The organism is Staphylococcus sp. Marseille-Q1834 (genome assembly GCF_916858875.1).
Classification (GTDB): Bacteria; Bacillota; Bacilli; order Staphylococcales; family Staphylococcaceae; genus Staphylococcus; species Staphylococcus pragensis.
This window is the reverse complement of the sequence record NZ_CAKASN010000001.1, coordinates 1,240,994-1,260,873: the sequence shown is the minus strand read 5'-3', so window position 1 is coordinate 1,260,873 and position 19,880 is coordinate 1,240,994. Positions and strand designations below refer to the sequence as shown.

The 19,880-nt window shown below is 33.5% G+C and carries 18 protein-coding genes and 1 riboswitch; of the genes, 4 read left to right on the top strand and 14 right to left on the bottom strand.

Translation table 11 applies throughout. The features are described from left to right. Positions 1-72 precede the first annotated feature (72 nt). The 6 genes from LIX58_RS06195 to alsS form a co-directional block, all read right to left on the bottom strand. The gene (locus tag LIX58_RS06195; RefSeq protein WP_154838487.1) at positions 73-615 is read right to left on the bottom strand and encodes a TcaA 3rd/4th domain-containing protein; all 543 of its coding nucleotides are present in this window, start codon (positions 613-615) and stop codon (positions 73-75) included. A gap of 31 nt (positions 616-646) precedes the next feature. After that, positions 647-1,147, bottom strand: coding sequence for a TcaA second domain-containing protein (locus tag LIX58_RS06190; protein ID WP_186805215.1), 501 nt, complete (start codon positions 1,145-1,147; stop codon positions 647-649). Then, positions 1,134-1,349: a hypothetical protein gene (locus LIX58_RS06185; protein WP_226386175.1), complete on the bottom strand. Its 216-nt coding sequence runs from the start codon at positions 1,347-1,349 to the stop codon at positions 1,134-1,136. Before LIX58_RS06185 ends, LIX58_RS06190 begins: the two co-directional genes overlap by 14 nt. 237 nt (positions 1,350-1,586) lie before the next feature. After that, positions 1,587-2,087: a TFIIB-type zinc ribbon-containing protein gene (locus LIX58_RS06180; RefSeq protein WP_226386174.1), complete on the bottom strand. Its 501-nt coding sequence runs from the start codon at positions 2,085-2,087 to the stop codon at positions 1,587-1,589. A gap of 138 nt (positions 2,088-2,225) precedes the next feature. Further along, positions 2,226-2,930 carry an acetolactate decarboxylase gene (gene budA / locus LIX58_RS06175; RefSeq protein WP_226386173.1) on the bottom strand — a complete coding sequence of 235 codons (705 nt, stop codon included), beginning with the start codon at positions 2,928-2,930 and terminating at the stop codon, positions 2,226-2,228. A gap of 30 nt (positions 2,931-2,960) precedes the next feature. After that, positions 2,961-4,625, bottom strand: a complete 1,665-nt coding sequence (gene alsS, locus LIX58_RS06170) for an acetolactate synthase AlsS (RefSeq protein WP_126565974.1) — start codon at positions 4,623-4,625, stop codon at positions 2,961-2,963. A 754-nt stretch (positions 4,626-5,379) separates the two neighbouring features. Here alsS and LIX58_RS06165 point away from each other — a divergent pair. Next, on the top strand, positions 5,380-6,831 hold the full coding sequence (locus tag LIX58_RS06165; RefSeq protein ID WP_154838485.1) for an APC family permease: 1,452 nt from the start codon (positions 5,380-5,382) through the stop codon (positions 6,829-6,831). A 97-nt stretch (positions 6,832-6,928) separates the two neighbouring features. Here LIX58_RS06165 and LIX58_RS06160 read toward each other — a convergent pair whose 3' ends face one another. Then, positions 6,929-8,266: an aspartate aminotransferase family protein gene (locus LIX58_RS06160; RefSeq protein WP_226386172.1), complete on the bottom strand. Its 1,338-nt coding sequence runs from the start codon at positions 8,264-8,266 to the stop codon at positions 6,929-6,931. A gap of 374 nt (positions 8,267-8,640) precedes the next feature. Next, positions 8,641-9,456 (bottom strand): MetQ/NlpA family ABC transporter substrate-binding protein, encoded by an 816-nt coding sequence (locus LIX58_RS06155; protein ID WP_154838483.1) that lies wholly within the window; start codon positions 9,454-9,456, stop codon positions 8,641-8,643. A 112-nt stretch (positions 9,457-9,568) separates the two neighbouring features. Then, positions 9,569-9,675: riboswitch (SAM riboswitch) on the bottom strand. A gap of 145 nt (positions 9,676-9,820) precedes the next feature. Here LIX58_RS06155 and LIX58_RS06150 point away from each other — a divergent pair. Both LIX58_RS06150 and LIX58_RS06145 read left to right on the top strand, forming a co-directional pair. After that, positions 9,821-10,246, top strand: coding sequence for a hypothetical protein (locus LIX58_RS06150; RefSeq protein WP_154838482.1), 426 nt, complete (start codon positions 9,821-9,823; stop codon positions 10,244-10,246). Between the two features lie 176 nt (positions 10,247-10,422). Then, a complete protein-coding gene (locus LIX58_RS06145; protein ID WP_135789040.1) occupies positions 10,423-11,049 on the top strand; it encodes an LPXTG cell wall anchor domain-containing protein in 627 nt (208 codons plus the stop codon). A gap of 52 nt (positions 11,050-11,101) precedes the next feature. On the opposite strand, the gene LIX58_RS06140 is transcribed toward LIX58_RS06145, so the two are convergent. Beyond that, positions 11,102-12,445 carry a putative glycoside hydrolase gene (locus tag LIX58_RS06140; RefSeq protein WP_154838481.1) on the bottom strand — a complete coding sequence of 448 codons (1,344 nt, stop codon included), beginning with the start codon at positions 12,443-12,445 and terminating at the stop codon, positions 11,102-11,104. Between the two features lie 503 nt (positions 12,446-12,948). On the opposite strand from LIX58_RS06140, the gene LIX58_RS06135 reads away from it, so the two are divergent. Further along, positions 12,949-13,839, top strand: coding sequence for a fructose bisphosphate aldolase (locus LIX58_RS06135; RefSeq protein ID WP_126566376.1), 891 nt, complete (start codon positions 12,949-12,951; stop codon positions 13,837-13,839). 206 nt (positions 13,840-14,045) lie between these two features. On the opposite strand, the gene LIX58_RS06130 is transcribed toward LIX58_RS06135, so the two are convergent. The 5 genes from LIX58_RS06130 to lqo all read right to left on the bottom strand — a co-directional run bounded on the left by LIX58_RS06130 (position 14,046) and on the right by lqo (position 19,723). Next, complete coding sequence (locus LIX58_RS06130) at positions 14,046-15,362, bottom strand: ISL3 family transposase (protein WP_226386171.1); 1,317 nt, start codon at positions 15,360-15,362, stop codon at positions 14,046-14,048. Between the two features lie 176 nt (positions 15,363-15,538). Continuing rightward, complete coding sequence (locus LIX58_RS12570; RefSeq protein ID WP_261763228.1) at positions 15,539-15,667, bottom strand: hypothetical protein; 129 nt, start codon at positions 15,665-15,667, stop codon at positions 15,539-15,541. Then, positions 15,660-16,511: a class I SAM-dependent methyltransferase gene (locus LIX58_RS06125; protein ID WP_126565664.1), complete on the bottom strand. Its 852-nt coding sequence runs from the start codon at positions 16,509-16,511 to the stop codon at positions 15,660-15,662. The genes LIX58_RS12570 and LIX58_RS06125 overlap by 8 nt, the downstream gene beginning before the upstream one ends. A 174-nt stretch (positions 16,512-16,685) precedes the next feature. Then, positions 16,686-18,125, bottom strand: coding sequence for a 6-phospho-beta-glucosidase (locus tag LIX58_RS06120; protein WP_226386170.1), 1,440 nt, complete (start codon positions 18,123-18,125; stop codon positions 16,686-16,688). A 107-nt stretch (positions 18,126-18,232) separates the two neighbouring features. After that, complete coding sequence (lqo, locus tag LIX58_RS06115) at positions 18,233-19,723, bottom strand: L-lactate dehydrogenase (quinone) (protein ID WP_154838098.1); 1,491 nt, start codon at positions 19,721-19,723, stop codon at positions 18,233-18,235. Between the last annotated feature and the right edge of the window lie 157 nt (positions 19,724-19,880).

Here is a 19,880-nt window from a genome sequence, read left to right as displayed (position 1 = left end):
TAAATAAAGCAAGTAGGATTTCTATTTACATCATAGATTTCCTTACTTGCTTTTTTAGTTTTAAATGAAATGTTAACTATGCATTAACTCATCTAGTTTTTTAGATTTATAATCACTTATTTCTTTTGAATCAAATTCTAAAGAAATATCAATAACATCATCTAAATTAGATTCATCAAATTTATCGTTTAAGTTAACTACTTTTGACTTAAACGTTTTATTGTCTTCAGTTTTCCCAATGGCGTAAATTTTCACATTATCCTCTTTAGTATAAGGACCATATTCTTCTGATAAATTTGAATGTTTGTCAATTTTTTTATCATTAACGTAAATATCATATTTACCGTCATCTAAAAATGCAGTCCCTAAGACAGAATAAATTTTAAATCGTTTTTCATTAAATTTTTCCGTAGTATCTACCCCATTGTTACTCATATCAATATTTATCTTTCCTTTATGAACACGATGATCTATTTTTTTAGAAGCACTAAGCGTATAGTTTCCTATTGGGAACTTACCTAAATAGTTATCTTCGCCCTTTTTCAATTGAACTTCATGATCTTTCCCATTCAAAGTGTAAGTGAGTATGGCATCATCTTTACCTTTTAATTTCACTTCTTCTTGAGGAATTTCATAGGCGTATTTATCAAATAATAAAAATTGTTTCCCCCTCTTCTTTTACGCTAAAGATGGTATGTGTTCCATAACCATATACTGAAGAAGTATCTTTAGTATGATGAACTATTTGTTTAATCGAGTTCTGAATTTCATCCGCATAATTTTGCAAATCACCATGTGCTTTCAACATTTTAATGTAAGCTTTTAATTCATCATCTGTTAAATGCTTTCCATTCGTAGTTAAATATTTCGACAAAGTTTTTGTATCTTCAGATGTTAGCGTTTGTGCAATATGTGCACCATCTTTTTCTGGTAATAATTGATGTTTCGCCACAAAGTAAGCGCCTACTAATACAACTATTAATACAGCTACTAAGATTTTAATGAGCACATGTACCTTTTTCGATTTTCTCGGTTCATTTTGAAAAGGCGGAGCCGAACTAGCCTCTGTGACTAGTCGAGTTCCACATTGAGTACACACTCTTTGGCCTGGAACGATTTTACTTCCACAATGTTTACAATAAGCCATGACGTGCATTTCCTAAAATATCCCATAAATACTTCGTATTCCAGAATTGATCAATCAGTGATGAACCATAGAAATAAAACACCAAGCTCACGATAATAATAAGAATAATTGAGCTATAGAAACTTGGTACACGTAATAATTGATGTGCACTATATTTAGAAATCAAATAAATTCCTGAACTAATTAACACAAAGAAAGACAATACTATAAGAAGGCCTCCAACTTTATATAATTGAAGGAAAATTGAAATTAATCCTAACAATAATATCGAAACTGTAAGTGTATTCACTAATACGAAATCAGAAACTACTTTCTTAAATGGTATAGGTTGCACTACTGTTAAACGTATAACAGCAAACGTTGCAATGCTTACTACACCCGTTAAAATCGCTACCCCTACAACGATTCGTGTAGTAATTGATGTACGCGTAATACCAAATTATTCAATTGCATCAGGTATAAATGAATGTACAAATAATCCTACAATCAATAATCCTAAAATAATTAAAGAAACTAACAAAGTATAAATAAAGGCATGTGGACTTTTAATAGTAGCATCATGGCTACTAAACGCTTGTCTGAAGAACTGTTTACTTTCATTTATTACTGCTCTGACTTTAAAAGTAAACGGACCTGGGGCATAGCGTTGTTGATATGAAGGATAACCTTGCGCATATTGTGATTGGTAATGTTCATTTTGATTTACGCTTTGAGATTGAGCATTTTGATTTGAATGTGATTCGCTTGAACTTTCAGCATTAGGTGTAGCGTGCGTTGTTGATGTCACTACTTGCTGAGTATTACTTTGATTATTATCCAAGTTTAATGATTCTGATGTTGATGGCGTTGACTGTGAAGTTGCAGCTGGCAATTTTGTTCCACACTCTCCGCAGAATAAATCTCCTAGTTGATATGTCTGACCACAATTTGGACATTGCATCTTGATGTACCTCCGAAATATGAAATTTTAAGTTATTATACCATTAAACCATATTGCATAAAATATTATTATATAAATTTTAAATTCAAAAAAGAGACAGGCTACGAATTCTTGCCTGTCTCTCTGACATCTTACAAATTATTCAGCTTCTCTAATTTCATCATGCACATCTGCATAATCGATTTCAGTTTCTGTAAATGTCTTATTATCAACTGGGAAATGTTGTTCGAATGTTTCAAAGTTTTGAATTTCTACTTTAACATCATCCACTTCAAAATCTAATACGTGACCACCAAAGTTACGGTCATCGTTCGCAAAGTGAATATGGAAACCTGCAGAACCAATACCATGGAATAATTCTGGTGTGAAGAAACCAATAATTGTTCCTTTAATGTCTTCACGTGTCTCTTCAGGTTGACGACGTGCAGAATCAATTAAACGTGTATAAGGTGGTTCTTGTTTAGGCATCATACGTACATGCATTTTTTTGAATGTACCACTAATTTTTACAGCTGAGAATAAGTTATCACTTAACATCTGTTCTTTAACTTCGTTTAACACTGTTTCAGAATCTTTATCAGCTGTTTGGTACGTATGGTCCGCTTCGAAACGCGTAATTGTAGCATATGGTGTCATTTCGTCACCATTTAATTTCTTAAATTCTTTGTGCTCATTCGCATGATAAGCTTCGCCGTTAAGGAAGATAACTTCGCCATTAGAACCAGTTAATGTCGCTAGTCCTGAATCACCATGTTCTAATAACTCATTAATTGTAGCAGTACCTTCTAATAAACCTGCCATCAATGTACCTAATGTACCGTGTTGATATAATACGTGACTCATTTTAATATTCACTCCTATTATTTTTGAAAATTAGTTTAAAGAATCAGGTAATACATTTGTAGATAACTTAATATTATCTTTGTAGTTCACTGGAATATCGATTAATACTGGACCTTCTGTTTCATATCCTTCTTTAAGTGCAGCTTCAAGTTCTTCTTGGCTTGTTACACGAAGTCCTTTAGCACCAAATGATTCAGCATATTTCACATAGTCAACTGGTCCAAAGTCAACACCAGATGAACGGTTATATTTCATTTCTTCTTGGAATTCTACCATGTTGTATTTACCATCATTCCAAATTAATTGGATGATGTTTAATTTTTTACGGACAGCTGTTTCAAGATCTTGACCTGAGAATAAGAAACCACCGTCACCAGCAACTGAAACAACTTGTGTATTAGGACGTACAAGTGCAGCAGCAATTGCCCATGGTAAAGCCACACCAAGTGTTTGCATACCATTACTGAATAATAAATGTCTTGGATTATAGCTTCTAAATTTACGAGCCATCCAAATATAGTGACTACCTACGTCTACAGTAACAGTTGTATCATCAGTTAAAGTGTTTTGCATTGTTTCAATGATTTCTAACGGATGCATCACACCATCTTCATGTGTGTATTTAATTCCAGTTGCTTCAATAATATCCGCTCTTAATTGTTCTAAATCATCTAAATGTTTTTGATCAATGATTGTACCATCAATATGTTCTGATAATAATTGAATTGTACCAGCGATATTACCAACTAATTCTTTTTTAGGACGTAAGAAGTTAGTAATTTCTGCTTGAACTTCATCAATCGCAATGATGTCAGTATCTAACTCTTTATTCCAGTTACTTGCTTCATATTCAATTGGGTCATAGCCGATAGTTACTACTAAATCAGCTTTACGTAATAATTCATCCCCAACTTGGTTACGGAATAAACCTACACGTCCGAAAAAGTGATTTTCTAATTCACGATTTAATACACCAGCACCTTGGAAAGTTTCAACTACTGGTAAGTTTGTTTTCTGAACTAATTGGCGAATAGCTTCCGTTTCTTTCTCACTAGAACTTCTCATTCCAGCAAGTAGTACTGGGAATTTTGCTTCTTTAATTGCTTCAATAACTTCTTTAACATCTTCTAAAGCAGGAACACCTAAACGTGGTTGTTCACATAAATCAATTGCTTTAGATTCCACTGGTGCTGAAATAACATCTTGAGGAATACTGATGAAACTTGCACCGTTTTTACCCGAAGTAGCTGTGCGAATAGCATTTGTCATTACTTCTGATAGTGATTCTGGATCTTGAACTTCTGCGCTATATTTAGTTGATGATCTTAATAAAGAAGCGTTATCTACCGCTTGATGAGTTAAACGTAATAAATCATTTCGTTTAACTTGACCACCAATTGCAAGCACAGGGTCACCTTCTGAAGTCGCTGTTAATAATCCTGTAGTCAAGTTACTAACCCCAGGACCACTTGTTACTAACGCTACACCTGGTTTACCTGTAATACGTCCTACACCTTGCGCCATCATAGCAGCATTTTGTTCGTGACGTGTAACGATAAGTTCTGGACCATCATCTTCTAATGCATTGAAGAGATAGTCAATCTTAGCGCCAGGAATACCAAACACGTAATCCACATTATTATTTTTCAAAGTATCAATGACCATATCCGCAGCAGAATAATTTTTTTTAGTCATTTATATTCATATCCTTTCACATAACCTTTTAGTTTTATATAAAAAAGAAGCCACATACACATGTCTATTTTTTAAGGGAAAAAGAGGGAAAGACTTAGTCACATGTTGATTGCGGCTTCTTTTTATTTAAGTTACTTCATTATTTCAATGTTGCATTGTAATCTCAGTTAAATAAACATATACAAATGTGAGATGGGAGTCTTCTATTTTATATGTCGTCTTGTGTAAACAATTCACTTCTATATAGTGACTATTGCCTCTTACAACCTTTTAGGGGAATGATTGTAACACACATGAATAGAAACATTTGAATATGATGTAACTTCATTACGTTTTTTATTATAGTACGCTTTGAGTTATTAATAAAATACATATTTTCGATAGAAACCATTCCATTTCGGAATAGGCCAACTAACTTTAAACAATTTATGAGTCTTTTTACACTTTAAAAGGTCTAATTACTTGACTTATCGGTCATTATTTGAGAGCGATAAGGGACAACAATTCTACTTTTTATCTTTTTGGTGTTATTTTATACTTTTTTATTGTTTTTATTTCTTTCATATCTGATATAATCAAGTCTATCATTTAAAATTTTCTTGTTAGGCTAAATCATTTTATAAAAAGTAAGAAAACTTAAAATTTTCAGAAATTTTAGACAAAATATTGAGTTTTTGTGCTATGATATTAAATGTCAATTAATCAACAAGTTATTAAATAGAGAGAATAAAATATTCAGTGGAGGTTCATCATTATGCCCAGTGTTTTCAAAAAATTTACCAGAAAAGAAGATCCCACTATCTATCAAAGTAAAGATGGACACTTAAAACGTACTTTACGCGTTCGAGATTTTCTTGCATTAGGTGTAGGTACTATTGTATCAACAGCTATCTTCACTCTACCTGGAGTTGTAGCTGCTGAACATGCAGGACCTGCAGTATCATTATCATTCTTATTAGCTGCTATCGTAGCTGGTTTAGTAGCTTTCTCATATGCAGAAATGGCGTCAACTATGCCATTTGCTGGTTCAGCTTATTCATGGATTAACGTTTTATTTGGAGAATTTGCTGGATGGGTAGCCGGTTGGGCGCTTCTAGCCGAGTACTTTATTGCCGTCGCCTTTGTAGCTTCCGGTTTTTCCGCAAACTTACGCGGGCTTATTTCACCATTAGGTATTGTCTTACCTAAATCATTGTCTAATCCTTTTGGTGCTGACGGAGGCGTGATTGATATTATCGCAGCACTCGTGATTATCATTACAGCGGTTATTTTATCTCGTGGTGTGACAGAAGCAGCACGTGTGGAAAATGTTTTAGTTATTTTAAAAGTATTTGCAATTGTTTTATTCGTTATCGTTGGTTTAACAGCTATCCATGCTTCAAACTATGTCCCATTTATTCCTGAACATAAAGTGACAGAAAACGGTGACTTCGGTGGATGGCAAGGTATTTATGCTGGGGTTTCAATGATCTTCTTAGCATATATCGGATTTGACTCAATCGCTGCAAACTCTGCAGAAGCAATCAATCCAGAGAAAACAATGCCTCGTGGTATCCTAGGTTCTTTAGCAGTTGCGGTAGTATTATTCGTAGCCGTAGCATTAGTATTAGTAGGTATGTTCCACTATTCTAGATACGCTGGTAACGCTGAACCTGTAGGTTGGGCATTACGTCAAAGTGGACACGTTATTATCGCTGAAGTTATCCAAGCGATTTCAGTTATTGGTATGTTTACTGCCTTAATCGGTATGATGTTAGCTGGTTCACGTTTACTTTATTCATTTGGACGTGACGGCTTATTACCACCTTGGTTATCAAAATTAAATCACAATCATTTACCAAACAGAGCACTTTTAATCTTAACAATTATTGGTGTATTAATTGGTTCAATGTTCCCATTCGCATTCTTAGCACAATTAATTTCAGCAGGTACATTAGTAGCATTCATGTTCGTATCACTTGCAATGTATAGCCTAAGAAAACGCGAAGGTAAAGACTTACCAGTACCAGCATTTAAAGTACCAGGTTTCCCAGTATTACCGGTTATCACATTTATTCTTGTTGTACTTGTATTCTGGGGCTTAAGCTTCGATGCTAAACTTTATACTTTAATTTGGTTCCTTGTAGGTATAGTGATTTACACATTCTATGGTGTAAGACACTCTAAGAAAAATGAAGAGAAAGATTACGTAGTACCTAAAGATTAATATCATTTTAAAACGGTAGGCATTTCGCCTACCGTTATTTATATATAAAAGCCTATCTCTAAATTTGAGATAGGCTTTTGTACTGTCTTAGGGCCACTTACCAGCCTTGACCTTCGATACTATAATTATCTAATTGTCCTTCTTCCAATGCTTGTAGTGCTGCTTCAATTACATCTAAAGCATGGTCAAGTTGTTCGTACGTAATAACTAATGGCGGTTGGAAACGTAGTACATTCCCTGCTACTGCGATAATCACGACACCATGGTCAAAACAGTAATTGCAGATTTTCAATGCTTCTTCAGAGGCTCTTGTCTTCGCTTGTTTATCTGACACAATGTCGATGCCAATCGATAAACCAATGCCTCGTTCATCGCCTACGTAATGATATTTCTCTACCCATTGATTCATGCGCTGACGTACGTGGTGTCCCTTTTCAGAAGCAGCAGTTAGTAAATCATCTTCTTCAATCATCCCTATTGTAGCTAAAGCCGCTTCGCAACTTACCGGATTTGCACCGGTTGTAAACAAGTGAGCTGGAGCTTCAAGACTTTCGATGATTTCTTTGCGTCCCACAATAGCTGACATTGGTAAACCGCCAGCCAATGACTTACCAAACGTAATTAAATCCGGTGTAAAGTTGAAATGATCGACAGAACTCCAAGTTCCTGTACGACCAAGACCTTGTTGAATATCGTCTACCACTAGTAAAATACCATGTTCGTGACATAAAGCTTCAAGTGCTTCGAAATAACCTTCTACCGGTTCTAATAAACCACCATCACCTTGAATCGTTTCAACAACGATACAAGCCACTTCTTCAGCCGGCACATACTTCGCAAACATTTCTTTAAGTGGCGCAAGGTATTCTTCGATGGTATTCGCATGAGGTTGTTCATACATCCCTCTATATTTATCTGGAAAAGGAATATGGTAAAAGCCATTAAGCAATGGTCCATAGTGTTTACGCATATTCAAACTAATCGCTGACATAGAGAGTGAGCCAAACGTTGACCCATGATACGCATTTGTAAAGCTAATGATATAGGGGCGTCCTGTGTACGCGCGTGCAAATTTAATAATTCCATCATTTGCATCTGAGCCGCTTAATCCAAATGTGACACGCTTCTCATAATCCCCTGGCGCAATCTCACACAATTTTTTAGATAACTTAACGGCTGGTTCATGGTACATGTTAGCAGGCGTATAATGAATAAACTTATCTACCTGTTTCTTAATCGCATCAGTAACGCGTTTCGGTGCATGCCCTACATTTTGAGAACTGGCACTTGAAAGTAAATCAATGTACGCTTTCCCATCCACATCAACTAATGTTGCCCCGTATCCATGATCAATCGCTAACGGGTAATATTTTATTCTCCCAGATGTTGCAAAATATCGTCCGTCTTCTTTAATTAATTCCTCTGCCTTACTCATGATTACTCATCCTCCCATAACGTGCCTTCCCTTATACATTTATTTTTTGAAAAGTTTTGGCCCTCGCAATAAACTTCATTTAATAATAGTAATCAATATCTTACTAATAATTATCAGATTTGTAAATATTTTCTGAATATTTAAAATATAAAAAGTTTTGAAGAGAGTGGAGATAATGAATATAAATGACTCAACAGCTTTCTTTAAGACAAGACCTTAGATACCAAGTTCGACTAAACTTTCTTGTGGTAAATTTATATTCGAATAGATAAATAATTAGCATTAATTCTCGAAAGAATTGTACAACCAATCAATAAATGCATTCAAAAAATGACCCACAAAGCAGTAGCTTTGAGAGTCATTTCTATAAATAATTATTTGCTATCATATGGAATTACATCGTCTCCATATTCTTTTTTAATATAATCTTTTATTTCTTTCGATTGCATTACTTTTAACAATTCTTGGAACTTTTTATCTTTTTTATGCCCTTCTTGTACAGCAATAATATTAGCAAACGGAGATGATTTACCTTCCATAACAATCGCGTCTTTAGATGGTTTCAAACCATTATCGATGGCATAGTTAGAATTCATAATCACTGCTGCTCCTTCGCCATTTTTGTATGTCTTAGGTAAAAATTCAGCACCTTGCTGATGATTAAATTTTAAATTCTTTTTATTTTCAGCAATATCTTCAAACTTTGCATCTTCAATTTTGACACCTTTTTTCAACTTAATGAGACCTTCGTCTACAAAGAATGATAAAAATCGTCCTTCTTCCGCTGGGTTATTTGAAACATAAATCGTTGAACCTTCAGGAATATCTTTCAGTTTTTTGTATTTTTTACTGTATACACCCATAGGTGTTGTAAATACTTTACCTAATTCTTCTATTTTATATCCATGACTTTTCCTTTCAGCTTTTAAATAAGGCACATGTTGGAAGAAATTCGCATCTACATCACCTTTATCTAATAATTTATTTGGCACTTTATAATCATTTACTTCTTTAACTTCTAAATCATAACCTTTTTTCTTTAATTGTTCTTTTGCTTTCTTCAACACATCTCCATGTGGTGCAGGTGAAGCAGCAACCGTGATTTTTTTATTATCCTCTTTATCTTTGCCACATCCTGCTAATACAATAACTAAAACTAAAATACTTATCACACTTAACCATTTTTTCATGTATATCGACACCTCTTTTTTAATAATGATTCAATTACACCTCAACTCTTAAATAGTTAGAAGACATAAAAAAATACTTTCTATTATTTAAGAGAAAGTATCGATACACTTTCTCTCATCTCTTAAAGTATTGTTTACTTTATGTGAATTAGCACCATTTCGTTAAACGACGGTTGCTGGGCTTCTTAGGGCACATCCCTCCACCACTCTTGATAAGAGTTAATAAGTCTTATTGAATTGTTATCATATTAGCATTGGATAGCATTTAGGTCAATATTTTTCTAAACATTCTAAATTTTTAAAATGTGTGATTTACTTTGCCATAGGGAATAGCTTGGTAAACACATTTGAAGGATGGATGATTATGGTACGGTATGGCTACCACTTTCTTAGTGCATTGCTTATTAGCGTTTTATTATTACTGATCATGTTTATTATGGATGTATTAGTACAGTCGACTCATTTAACTTTATTGCTAATTAATATAGATTTTCTTGCAGATCCTAGCAAAACACCATTAATTCTTGAATTATTGATTCATGTATTCATCGGTTTTATCATTTATATTATTTTCTTAGCGATTTATCATATTTCTAAACCGTTTTATAGAATCAGTTATTTCTTATTATTGATTGTTTTTGCAGTATTATATCCCCTATTAATTGTTATGGCTCAACGCTCATTTTTCCACTTTAGTTGGGGTGAATATGGATTATGGATGATTGCGCACTTGATTTTTACAGTTTTAATGGCTTGTGCAATTCCTTACTTTTCAAAAAAGAGCTTCTAAAAAGTCATTTGAAAATCTTAAAAAAATCTTTACTATCATTAACTAATATTTACAAACTATCATTTCTTTAAATTAGATTAAAAATTCAATATTGTTTATTTTAAACCCCTATTCAATTGTTATTTCAATGCTACACTAAAGCTGTAATTGATAATAAATGAAATGGGGTTTTCATTGTGAAGAAGGTCTCTTTAATTGCATCAACTGTTTTAACAAGTACAGTATTGCTATCTGTAGCAAATCCAGCACATGCATCTGCTGCAGAAGTTGTAACGCAAGATAATGCCCAACAAGTTGCAACTACGGCGATGTCAAACAGTGGAGGCAACCCTAATTTACAAAACTTCAAAAAAGCAGTAGATAAAGGCGATTACTTTGAAATCGTTAGTCAAAATAAATTAAATGCTGGTAATGGTGTTTACAGAGTTTATAAGAATGGTGAAGTTGACTATAAAAATGATAAATATAGTCAATTTAGTAGACTTCAAGATGAGGAAACACATGCAGAACATGGTATAGCTAAAGCAGCTGAAGTAGAACCTCAACATAAAAAAGCACCGAAAGTCGCTTCAGTAGATTGTGCACGCGAGCTCAACGCGTATTATGTGGGAAATGTAGATTCTTCAGAAGTACCTTCTGTAAAACAAATCAAAGCACATAAATCAAAGCAGCATGCCTCAGATAAATCTTTACCTCAAACAGGTGAAGCGCAACATGAACCAACAAGTCAAATATTCGGTGGCTTATTCCTTTTATTAGGAAGCGCCTTTATGATTAATAGAAGAAATAAAAAAGCGTCATAATATAAAAAGTTACGCCTTTCAACCTATAGTGTTGAAAGGCGTAATTTTATTATTATTGATTATCTTGATTGTTTTGTTTGTCTTTGTTGTTATCTTGGCTATTTTTATTATCAGAACCTTTATTATTATCGTTTGATTCTTGTTCTACACCTTCAGGATCTTGATCTTTCGCATTACCTTTTTCAGGGTTATAGTTAGCGCCTTCAGTGTATTCATTACCAGCGTTCCATAATAAGAATTCATTTACACCATTATCTTTCAATGCTTGTACTTGGTCTGAGACTTGCTTAGCATCGTAATCGATATAATTACCATTACCTAAATATGAAGCAGTGAAATCTTGAATCCATGGACGAGAAATTGGTTTATCTTTACCAAGTGTATCCAATAAGTTATTTTCTTTTTGGATGTAACGGTTAATTGTTGTGTATGGTTCAGTATCTGGTGCTTGTAAACCGAAATCACCATTACTCCAGTGAGATGGATAAATCATTGATGAAATTGCATCTACATTTTTAGAGATTTTAGGGAAACTTTGACCAATACCTGGTGCATTTTTAACTAATGCAGAGTAACCAAATACGTCAGCTGATACGTTTACACCCATTGGTTTCAATTCTTTATTCGCATGCTCTAAGAATTTAGTAATCGTATCAACACGTTGATCTCCAGAGCTTAACTTACTATTTTTATAATCACCCTTATTATAAGTTAAACTATCTGCTTCATTCTCAAATCCTTCTGGGAAACGAACATAGTCAAATTGGATGTCTTGGAATCCTGCTTTAGCAGCCGCTTTAGCTACTGCGATATCATAATCCCAAACTTCTTTCATGAATGGATTGATAAAGCTATCGCCTTTACCATTTGTCCATACTGAACCATCACTGTTTTTAAATGACCATTCAGGATGTTCGTTCGCCAATTTAGTATCTTTAAATGTTACGATACGTGCAATTGGATAAATATCGTTATCATGTAATTTTTTTAATAATTTCTTACCGTCAACAATATCTAAAGTGTTTTTATCCACATTTTTGTTGCCAGTATTTAATTTCATCGTAATGTTACCTTCGTCATCTTTCACGTCGATAACCATTGTATTCAACTTAGAATCTTTAATGAATTTAATTAACTCATCTAATTTGTTACCTTGTGTTGAATTACTAGTTACATAAATACCTTTAACGCCATCTTTAGGATAATCCACTTTGTTAGAGTTATCATTCTTCTCATTATTCTTTTTCAACTTGTCACTTTGACTATTGCTAGATGATTGTTCATTCTTTTGGCTGTCCCCTTTTTGCCCACTATCAGAAGAATTATCTCCATTACTGCAAGCAGCGAGTAACAAAGCACTTGTTGTTAATACAGCAAATATTTTGTTCTTTTTCATTCCCTTAGCCTCCGAAACTTCTTTATATGTATAATTAGGCTCTCATTATTTAGAATAGTAAGCGATTTGTAAGGTTTAAAAATTCTAAATAAGAGAACCTAACTTCCCTCTAGAATAGCATACTTTAAGTACTATTAATCAATATGACAAAATGACAAAATTTTATAAAATAAATTATCTAATATTTGTATATATTTAAATTTTAAATTGGATAATTATCATGATTAGTATGTGACAAGATAGAGGTGTGTAATACGTTTTATGTAAGAGATATACTAATATCGATTTTCTAGCTCTTGAACTTCCAATAATTAAGATACGTTGTTCCATTTTCTTCTCATTAAATATGATTTATTAACCTCATTATCACGAAATAAGTACAATTTGTTGAACTATAAACTGTTAATTAAGAATTTTCAATAAATATAAGTTATTTAACTTGAGAATGTAGTTAATTTTTATCATAATAAATGTGAAAGTTAATTAAAGGAGTGGAAAGAGTAATGAATAAAGAACAATTAGAAAAAGTATCTAAAGGAAAAGGATTTATCGCAGCATTAGACCAAAGTGGCGGTAGTACTCCTAAAGCTTTAAAAGAATATGGTGTCAATGAAGATCAATACAGCAATGACGACGAAATGTTCCAACTTGTACACGATATGCGTACTAGAGTTGTTACTTCACCTTCATTCTCTGCAGACAAAATTTTAGGTGCGATTCTTTTCGAACAAACTATGGATCGCGAAGTTGAAGGCAAATATACTGGCGACTACTTAGCTGACAAAGGCGTTGTTCCTTTCTTAAAAGTAGACAAAGGTTTAGCTGAACAACAAAATGGTGTTCAATTAATGAAACCTATCGATAACTTAGATGAGACTTTAGATCGTGCGGTTGAACGTCATATCTTTGGTACTAAAATGCGTTCTAATATCTTAGAATTAAATGAACAAGGTATCAAAGACGTTGTTGAACAACAATTTGAAATCGCTAAAAGAATCATCGCTAAAGGTTTAGTACCAATCATTGAACCTGAAGTAAACATTAATGCTAAAGACAAAGCTAAAATCGAAGAAGTATTAAAAGACGAACTTAAAAAAGGCTTAGATGCTTTAAACGATGATGAATTAGTAATGTTAAAATTAACTATTCCTACAAATGCTAACTTATACAAAGAATTAGCAGATCATCCAAATGTTGTACGCGTAGTTGTATTATCAGGCGGTTACAGCAGAGATGAAGCTAACAAATTATTAAAAGATAACGATGAATTAATCGCAAGCTTCTCACGTGCATTAGCAAGTGACTTACGCGCTAGCCAATCACAAGAAGAATTCGACAAAGCATTAGGCGAAGCAGTAGATTCAATCTACGACGCATCAGTAAATAAAAACTAAGGTGCGAAAGTGAGCGTTTAGGTCGCGAGCAATAACTAGCTATGAGCAAAAATCGTTCTTTGATTTTAGCGATTAGCGTATTATTGTCGAACGACCTGCTTCTCGTAGCCCGTTTATTATTCCAACGAAGTTCAATTACTATTTCGCTCGAAAGTAAGTAAAATGGGCTCTACGTCAAATCGGACTGATGAGTCCTAATATTGAGATTAAGCAACCTTAGGTTGTTTAATCTCTTTTTTTGTTGTTGAGGCAAATAGTCGCGAAGTTATAATAATTCGATTACGTAAATTATCATAATTTCTATAACCAAAAGATACCCTTTTAATGAGTTTGATTTTATTATTAATTCCTTCTAACGGACCGTTGGTCAGGTTAGAATATATCATGGAGTTTTCAATGAAAGCTGTTAATCTTCTTAAAGTTCTAATGACTGGACGTAATCTAGGACACACATCTGAAAGATGAATAGAAAAGAGTTTATGAGTAAATTTCTCTATTTGGTTTTCTTTTAATAATCGTCTTAGCTCATGAACGTAGTGATATGTATTAAATAATTCAACGTCTACACTTAATAAGTAATTCATAATTCCTTTTTCGGTTTTCCACTCTTTAAATAAACGGACTTTACGATAATTAAATGCCTCTAGCGTTTCAAAAGGTTTAAGAAATAGTTTCCAATAACTTTTATATTTATTGTAAAGCGGTCTATTAGAGGTTCTATAACAATTCATTATATGAACTCTAGACATATTTAACGCTCGATTTAAAGATTGAACAATATGGAAACGATCAATAATAATCTTCGCATTAGGAAATAATTGTTTGATTAGCGACATATAGGGTTCATACATATCAATCGTTACAGTTTTGACTTTTTGTCTTAGTTTCAAAGAATAACGATAAAAATGATCTTTCAGCGATTTTAACTTACGATCCGCTACCACATCTACGATGCGGTGTGATACAGCATCTGCATAAATAAAACTCATTTTTCCAATTACATTTTTAACACTTTTAAATTCGTCCATCATTAAGTGTTCAGGTAAAGCATCAAAAGAAGACTGACCTACGTCGCTTGCCGCTTGATTAATCACTCTAGATACAGTCATTGATGATACTAAGCATGACTTAGCGATAGATTTTTGAGAGCGGTATTCTTGTGCTTTATCTAAAACTGCAAGTTTTGTTTTGTTAGAAATAAAACAATAATCGTCGACAATATTAGATTTAGCAGTAAAATAACTATCACATGTTTTACAATAAAATCTTTGTTTTTGAAGCTTTAAATAAGCAGGTATTTCCATAATTTTAAGTAAAGTAATCGTTGAAGTTTTCTTCCCATTTTTCACTATAGAGAAATTTTCGTTTTTAGTTAAACAGTTTTCACAATGTGTAGGTTGATAAGTAAGCTCTGCATAGTAAAACAAACTCTTTCGTCCTTTATATTTTTTCTCAGTCACTTCATCTGAAAAATTTAGATTTTTATCTTTAATTCTTAATGTATTTAATATAGACTTACACATAGGCGCATTACCTTTCTTTTTTATTTGGTGTGGTAGCTAATAATTATAGAGGTAATTGCGCTATTTTTGTATTCAAAACATAAAAATTGGACTGATGATTTTTAGTCATCAGTCCAATTTATTATAGAGCCGTAAAATGCCGACTGGTTCAATGGGACCAGCCGGCATTTTTTATATCAATTTTGTTGATTTTGTGATTGATGCTCTTCGAATAATTCACCTATTTGGTTAAAGAAATCACCAAATTTTTGGGCTGCATTGTCATCAAACATTTCCTCTAAATTAGCTTGTGATTCTCTATACATGAATCAATACTTTTCCAAATTTGCCGCCAGTAACTACAGGTACCGTATCATCATATTTATCTTGTAAGTATTGTTCCACACTCTTACGTTGTTGTTCATCTAGTGCTACTTCTACTTCTTTTAACCATTGCGGTAATTGTTGCATCACATCTTCAATTGGTTTGTCATTGTATTGCGTATGGCGCTCGATTAATGTTTCATACGTATAGTCGTTGAAATAGAGTAATTGAAGTAAGTAATACATATCTGCTGTCATGGCCTGACTTTCCACCCCTAAAAATGCTACCACTTCATCGACAATTGAATTTTCCTTAGGACCTGCGATTAAACTTACATAAACATATTTCTGTGCAATATCAATGGCTTTCTTAACCGCTTCCCACGTCGTCACTGCTGGACACATTGACGCAAATACTAAATCATACTGTCCCAAATCCTCAACTGAGGTATCTTCAAATGATTGATTAACCGTTGCTACTTCTACACCATAGTGTTGGGCATTATCTTTCAACATATCATGTAATATAGGTGATGGTTCTAAACTTGTAACTTTAGCGCCTTCTTTCGCAAATGGAATACTAAACACACCAGAAGCCGCCCCTACATCTAATATACTTAAATTACTAAATGAACCTGTTTGTTTTTCGACCCAATCCATAATACGTCTTGTACGTTTCTGGCTTTCTTCAGTAAATGAGTTTTTATTAAAGTTTTCTGCCCATTTTTTAAATCCAGGTGCATGTGGATCGCCTAAACCTGCACGTTTCATTCTTTTATCTTGTGTGTTCTCGTCATTTTCCCAAGCTTCTTCCCAGAATTGATTGCTAAATATATTTTTTTGCATGAGGAAACTCCTTTTCAAATTATAGTTCCATCTTACCCTCTCATTTCCCATTCATAAACTCATACACTTTCTATTAAAAAAGCTTTTAACCACTTAAAATTAAGAGAACGTCTCTCTCCTAAAAGTGATTAAAAGCTAAGTTTTTAATTCACAATTTCTAATAAAATTTTAAAATTATAGTTCTTCACCATTTGATTCGATTACTTTACGGTACCAATCAAATGAGTCTTTCTTCGTACGTTCTAATGAGCCGTTACCATCATTATCACGATCAACATGAATAAGACCATAACGTTTCTTCATTTCACCAGTTGTAAATGACACAATATCAATAATACCCCATGGTGTGTAACCCATTAAGTCCACACCATCTTGATCTACAGCATCAATGGCTGCTTCAATATGTTCGCGTAAATACTCAATACGGTAATCATCATGGATGTTGCCATTCTCATCAAACTCATCTACAGCACCAAAGCCATTTTCAACAATAAATAAAGGAATTTGATAACGATTATATAACGTATTCAATGTATAACGTAAACCGACTGGGTCAATCGCCCAACCCCAATCACTCTTCTTAATATAAGGATTGTCTACTGAATTTGGTAAACCACCATTCATGATATTATCTTCAACGCTCGCTTCGTTATCATGTTTAACAACGGTAGACATATAATAACTGAAACCAATGTAATCGACTTTACCATCACGTAGAATTTCATCATCACCATCTTGCCAGCCAATATTGAAACCTTCACGTTCAAACATCTTCTTAGCATAACCTGGGTAATAACCACGTGCTTGTACATCTGGGAAGAAGAAACGCAAACGACTAGCCACTTCTGCTTCCATAATATCTTGAGGATTACAGCTATACGGATAAATTGGCACGTGAGATATCATAGCCCCTATTTCAAATTCTGGATTAATTTCTTTTCCGATTTTGATCGCTTTCGCACTAGCAATTAATTCATTATGTGCTACTTGATATAATACTTCTTCACGGTTATCCTCCTCTGTTAAAGAGACACCTGAATTTGTCCATAAGAAGATTGGATTGTTAATGTCCATTTGGTTGTTAATTTCATTAAATGTCATCCAATATTTCACTTTATCTTTATAACGTTTAAATACAGTTTCTGCAAAATGAGCAAAAAAGTCTGCCACTTTTCGATTTCTAAAACCACCATATTCGCGAGCTAAATGTAACGGCATTTCAAAATGTGAAAGTGTGATAACAGGTTGAATATCATATTTTAATAATTCATCAAATAAATCATCATAGAATTTTAAACCTTCTTCATTAGGTTCAGTTTCGTCACCATTTGGGAAAATACGTGTCCATGCAATAGATGTTCTTAAACATTTTAAGCCCATTTCGCTAAACAGTTTCACATCGTCTTTGTAACGATGATAGAAATCAATACCTACATGGTTAGGGTAATATTTATCAGGTTCCACGTCTTGCGTAATCTCACGTGTTTTACCATGTTCACCTGCAGTCATAACGTCAATAACGCTTAAACCTTTACCACCTTGATCATAGCCACCTTCAAATTGATTCGCTGCTAAAGCGCCACCCCATAAAAAATCTTTCGATAATTTAGACATCATTAAAACCCCTTTATTTTTCTTTAAATATATCAAATAACTATGATTTATAGTAACGAATATAGAAAAAGCCACTCCATAGAAATGATGGAGTGGCTAATTTTATATTACTTATCGTCATAAAAACCTAATTGAAGGTCTTTAGAAGTTTGACGACGGATTTTTCTCATTAAATCAACGTCAGTAATTAATGATTCACCATATGAAGGAATCATTTCTTTAATTTTTGGTTTCCATTCACCCATTTGCTCTGCGAAGTTCTTTTCAATTACTTCTAAAGCTACTGATACTGAAGTAGAAGCCCCTGGTGATTCACCAAGTAAAGCGATTACTGAATGGTCTTCAGAGTTAACCACTTCTGTACCGAATTGGATAAATCCTTTACCTTCTTTTTCAGTATCTTTAATTACTTGAACACGTTTACCTGCAGTGTATAATTCCCAATCTTCATCACGTGCTTCAGGGTAGAATGTACGTAAGTGGTTCATACAACCCTCTTTAGTCATGATGATTTGATCAAATGAATATTTAATCAATGGTAAGTTTTTAACAGCTGCAGCTAACATAGTTGTAATATTGTAAGGTTTAATAGATTTGAATAAATCTAAGTTTGAACCATTTTTAAGGAATTTAGGTCCAACGTTAGCGAATGGTCCAAATAATAATGTTCTTTCACCTTCAATATAACGTGCATCTAAGTGAGGCACCGTCATTGGTGGTGTGCCTGGTGGTTCTTTACCATATACTTTCGTATCATGTTGTTCAATAACTTGTGGATTAGTACAAGCTAAGAATTGGCCTGTAATTGGGAAACCACCTAAATGTTTACTTTCAGGAATGCCTGTTTTTTGAAGTAATGGGATTGCTGCACCACCAGCACCGATGAATACATAATCTGTTTCTTCTTCAAATACATTACCTGTTTGAAGATCTTTAATTTTAACTGACCATTTACCGTTTGATAAACGTTCAAAGTCTAAAACTTGATGGCTATATTTTACTTCAACATTTTCATCTTGTTCTAAGTGTTTAGCCATTTTACGAGTTAATTCACCGAAGTTAACGTCAGTACCTTCGTCGATTTTACTAGCAGCCATTTTGCCATCATCAACGCGGCCTTTCATCATTAATGGAATCCATTTTCTCATTACTTCGATATCTTCAGTATATTCGATGTTATCGAACATTGGCGCTTCTTTCATCGCTTCGTAACGTTTTTTCAAGAATGTTTTATTATTAACGCCTCTAACAAAACTAATGTGAGGTAGAGGATTAATAAATTCTCTTGGGTTAGCAATATGTCCTGCTTTTACTAAATGACCCCAGAATTGTTTAGAAATCTCGAATTCTTCGTTGATTTCTTTCGCTTTTTCAATATCAATTGAACCATCTGGTTGTTCTACAGTGTAGTTCAATTCACATAATGCAGCGTGACCAGTACCTGCATTATGGCGTTCGTTAGAACTTTCAAGACCTGGACGGTCCATACGTTCATAAAGCATGATGTTCCAATTAGGCTCAAGCTCGTTTAACATTGAACCAAATGTTGTACTTAGAACACCAGCACCAATTAAAATCACACTTTTTGATTCTGACATGGTTGTACACCTCTTCAAAGTTATTTAATAAATATTACTTACTTTCCCTATCTTTAAGTAACATTTAATTGTAAGAATTATTTGTTAAGCCTTTCACTATTATGTTAAAACAAATACGGTCAATTGTAAATCTTATAAACTTAAATAAAATTATAAT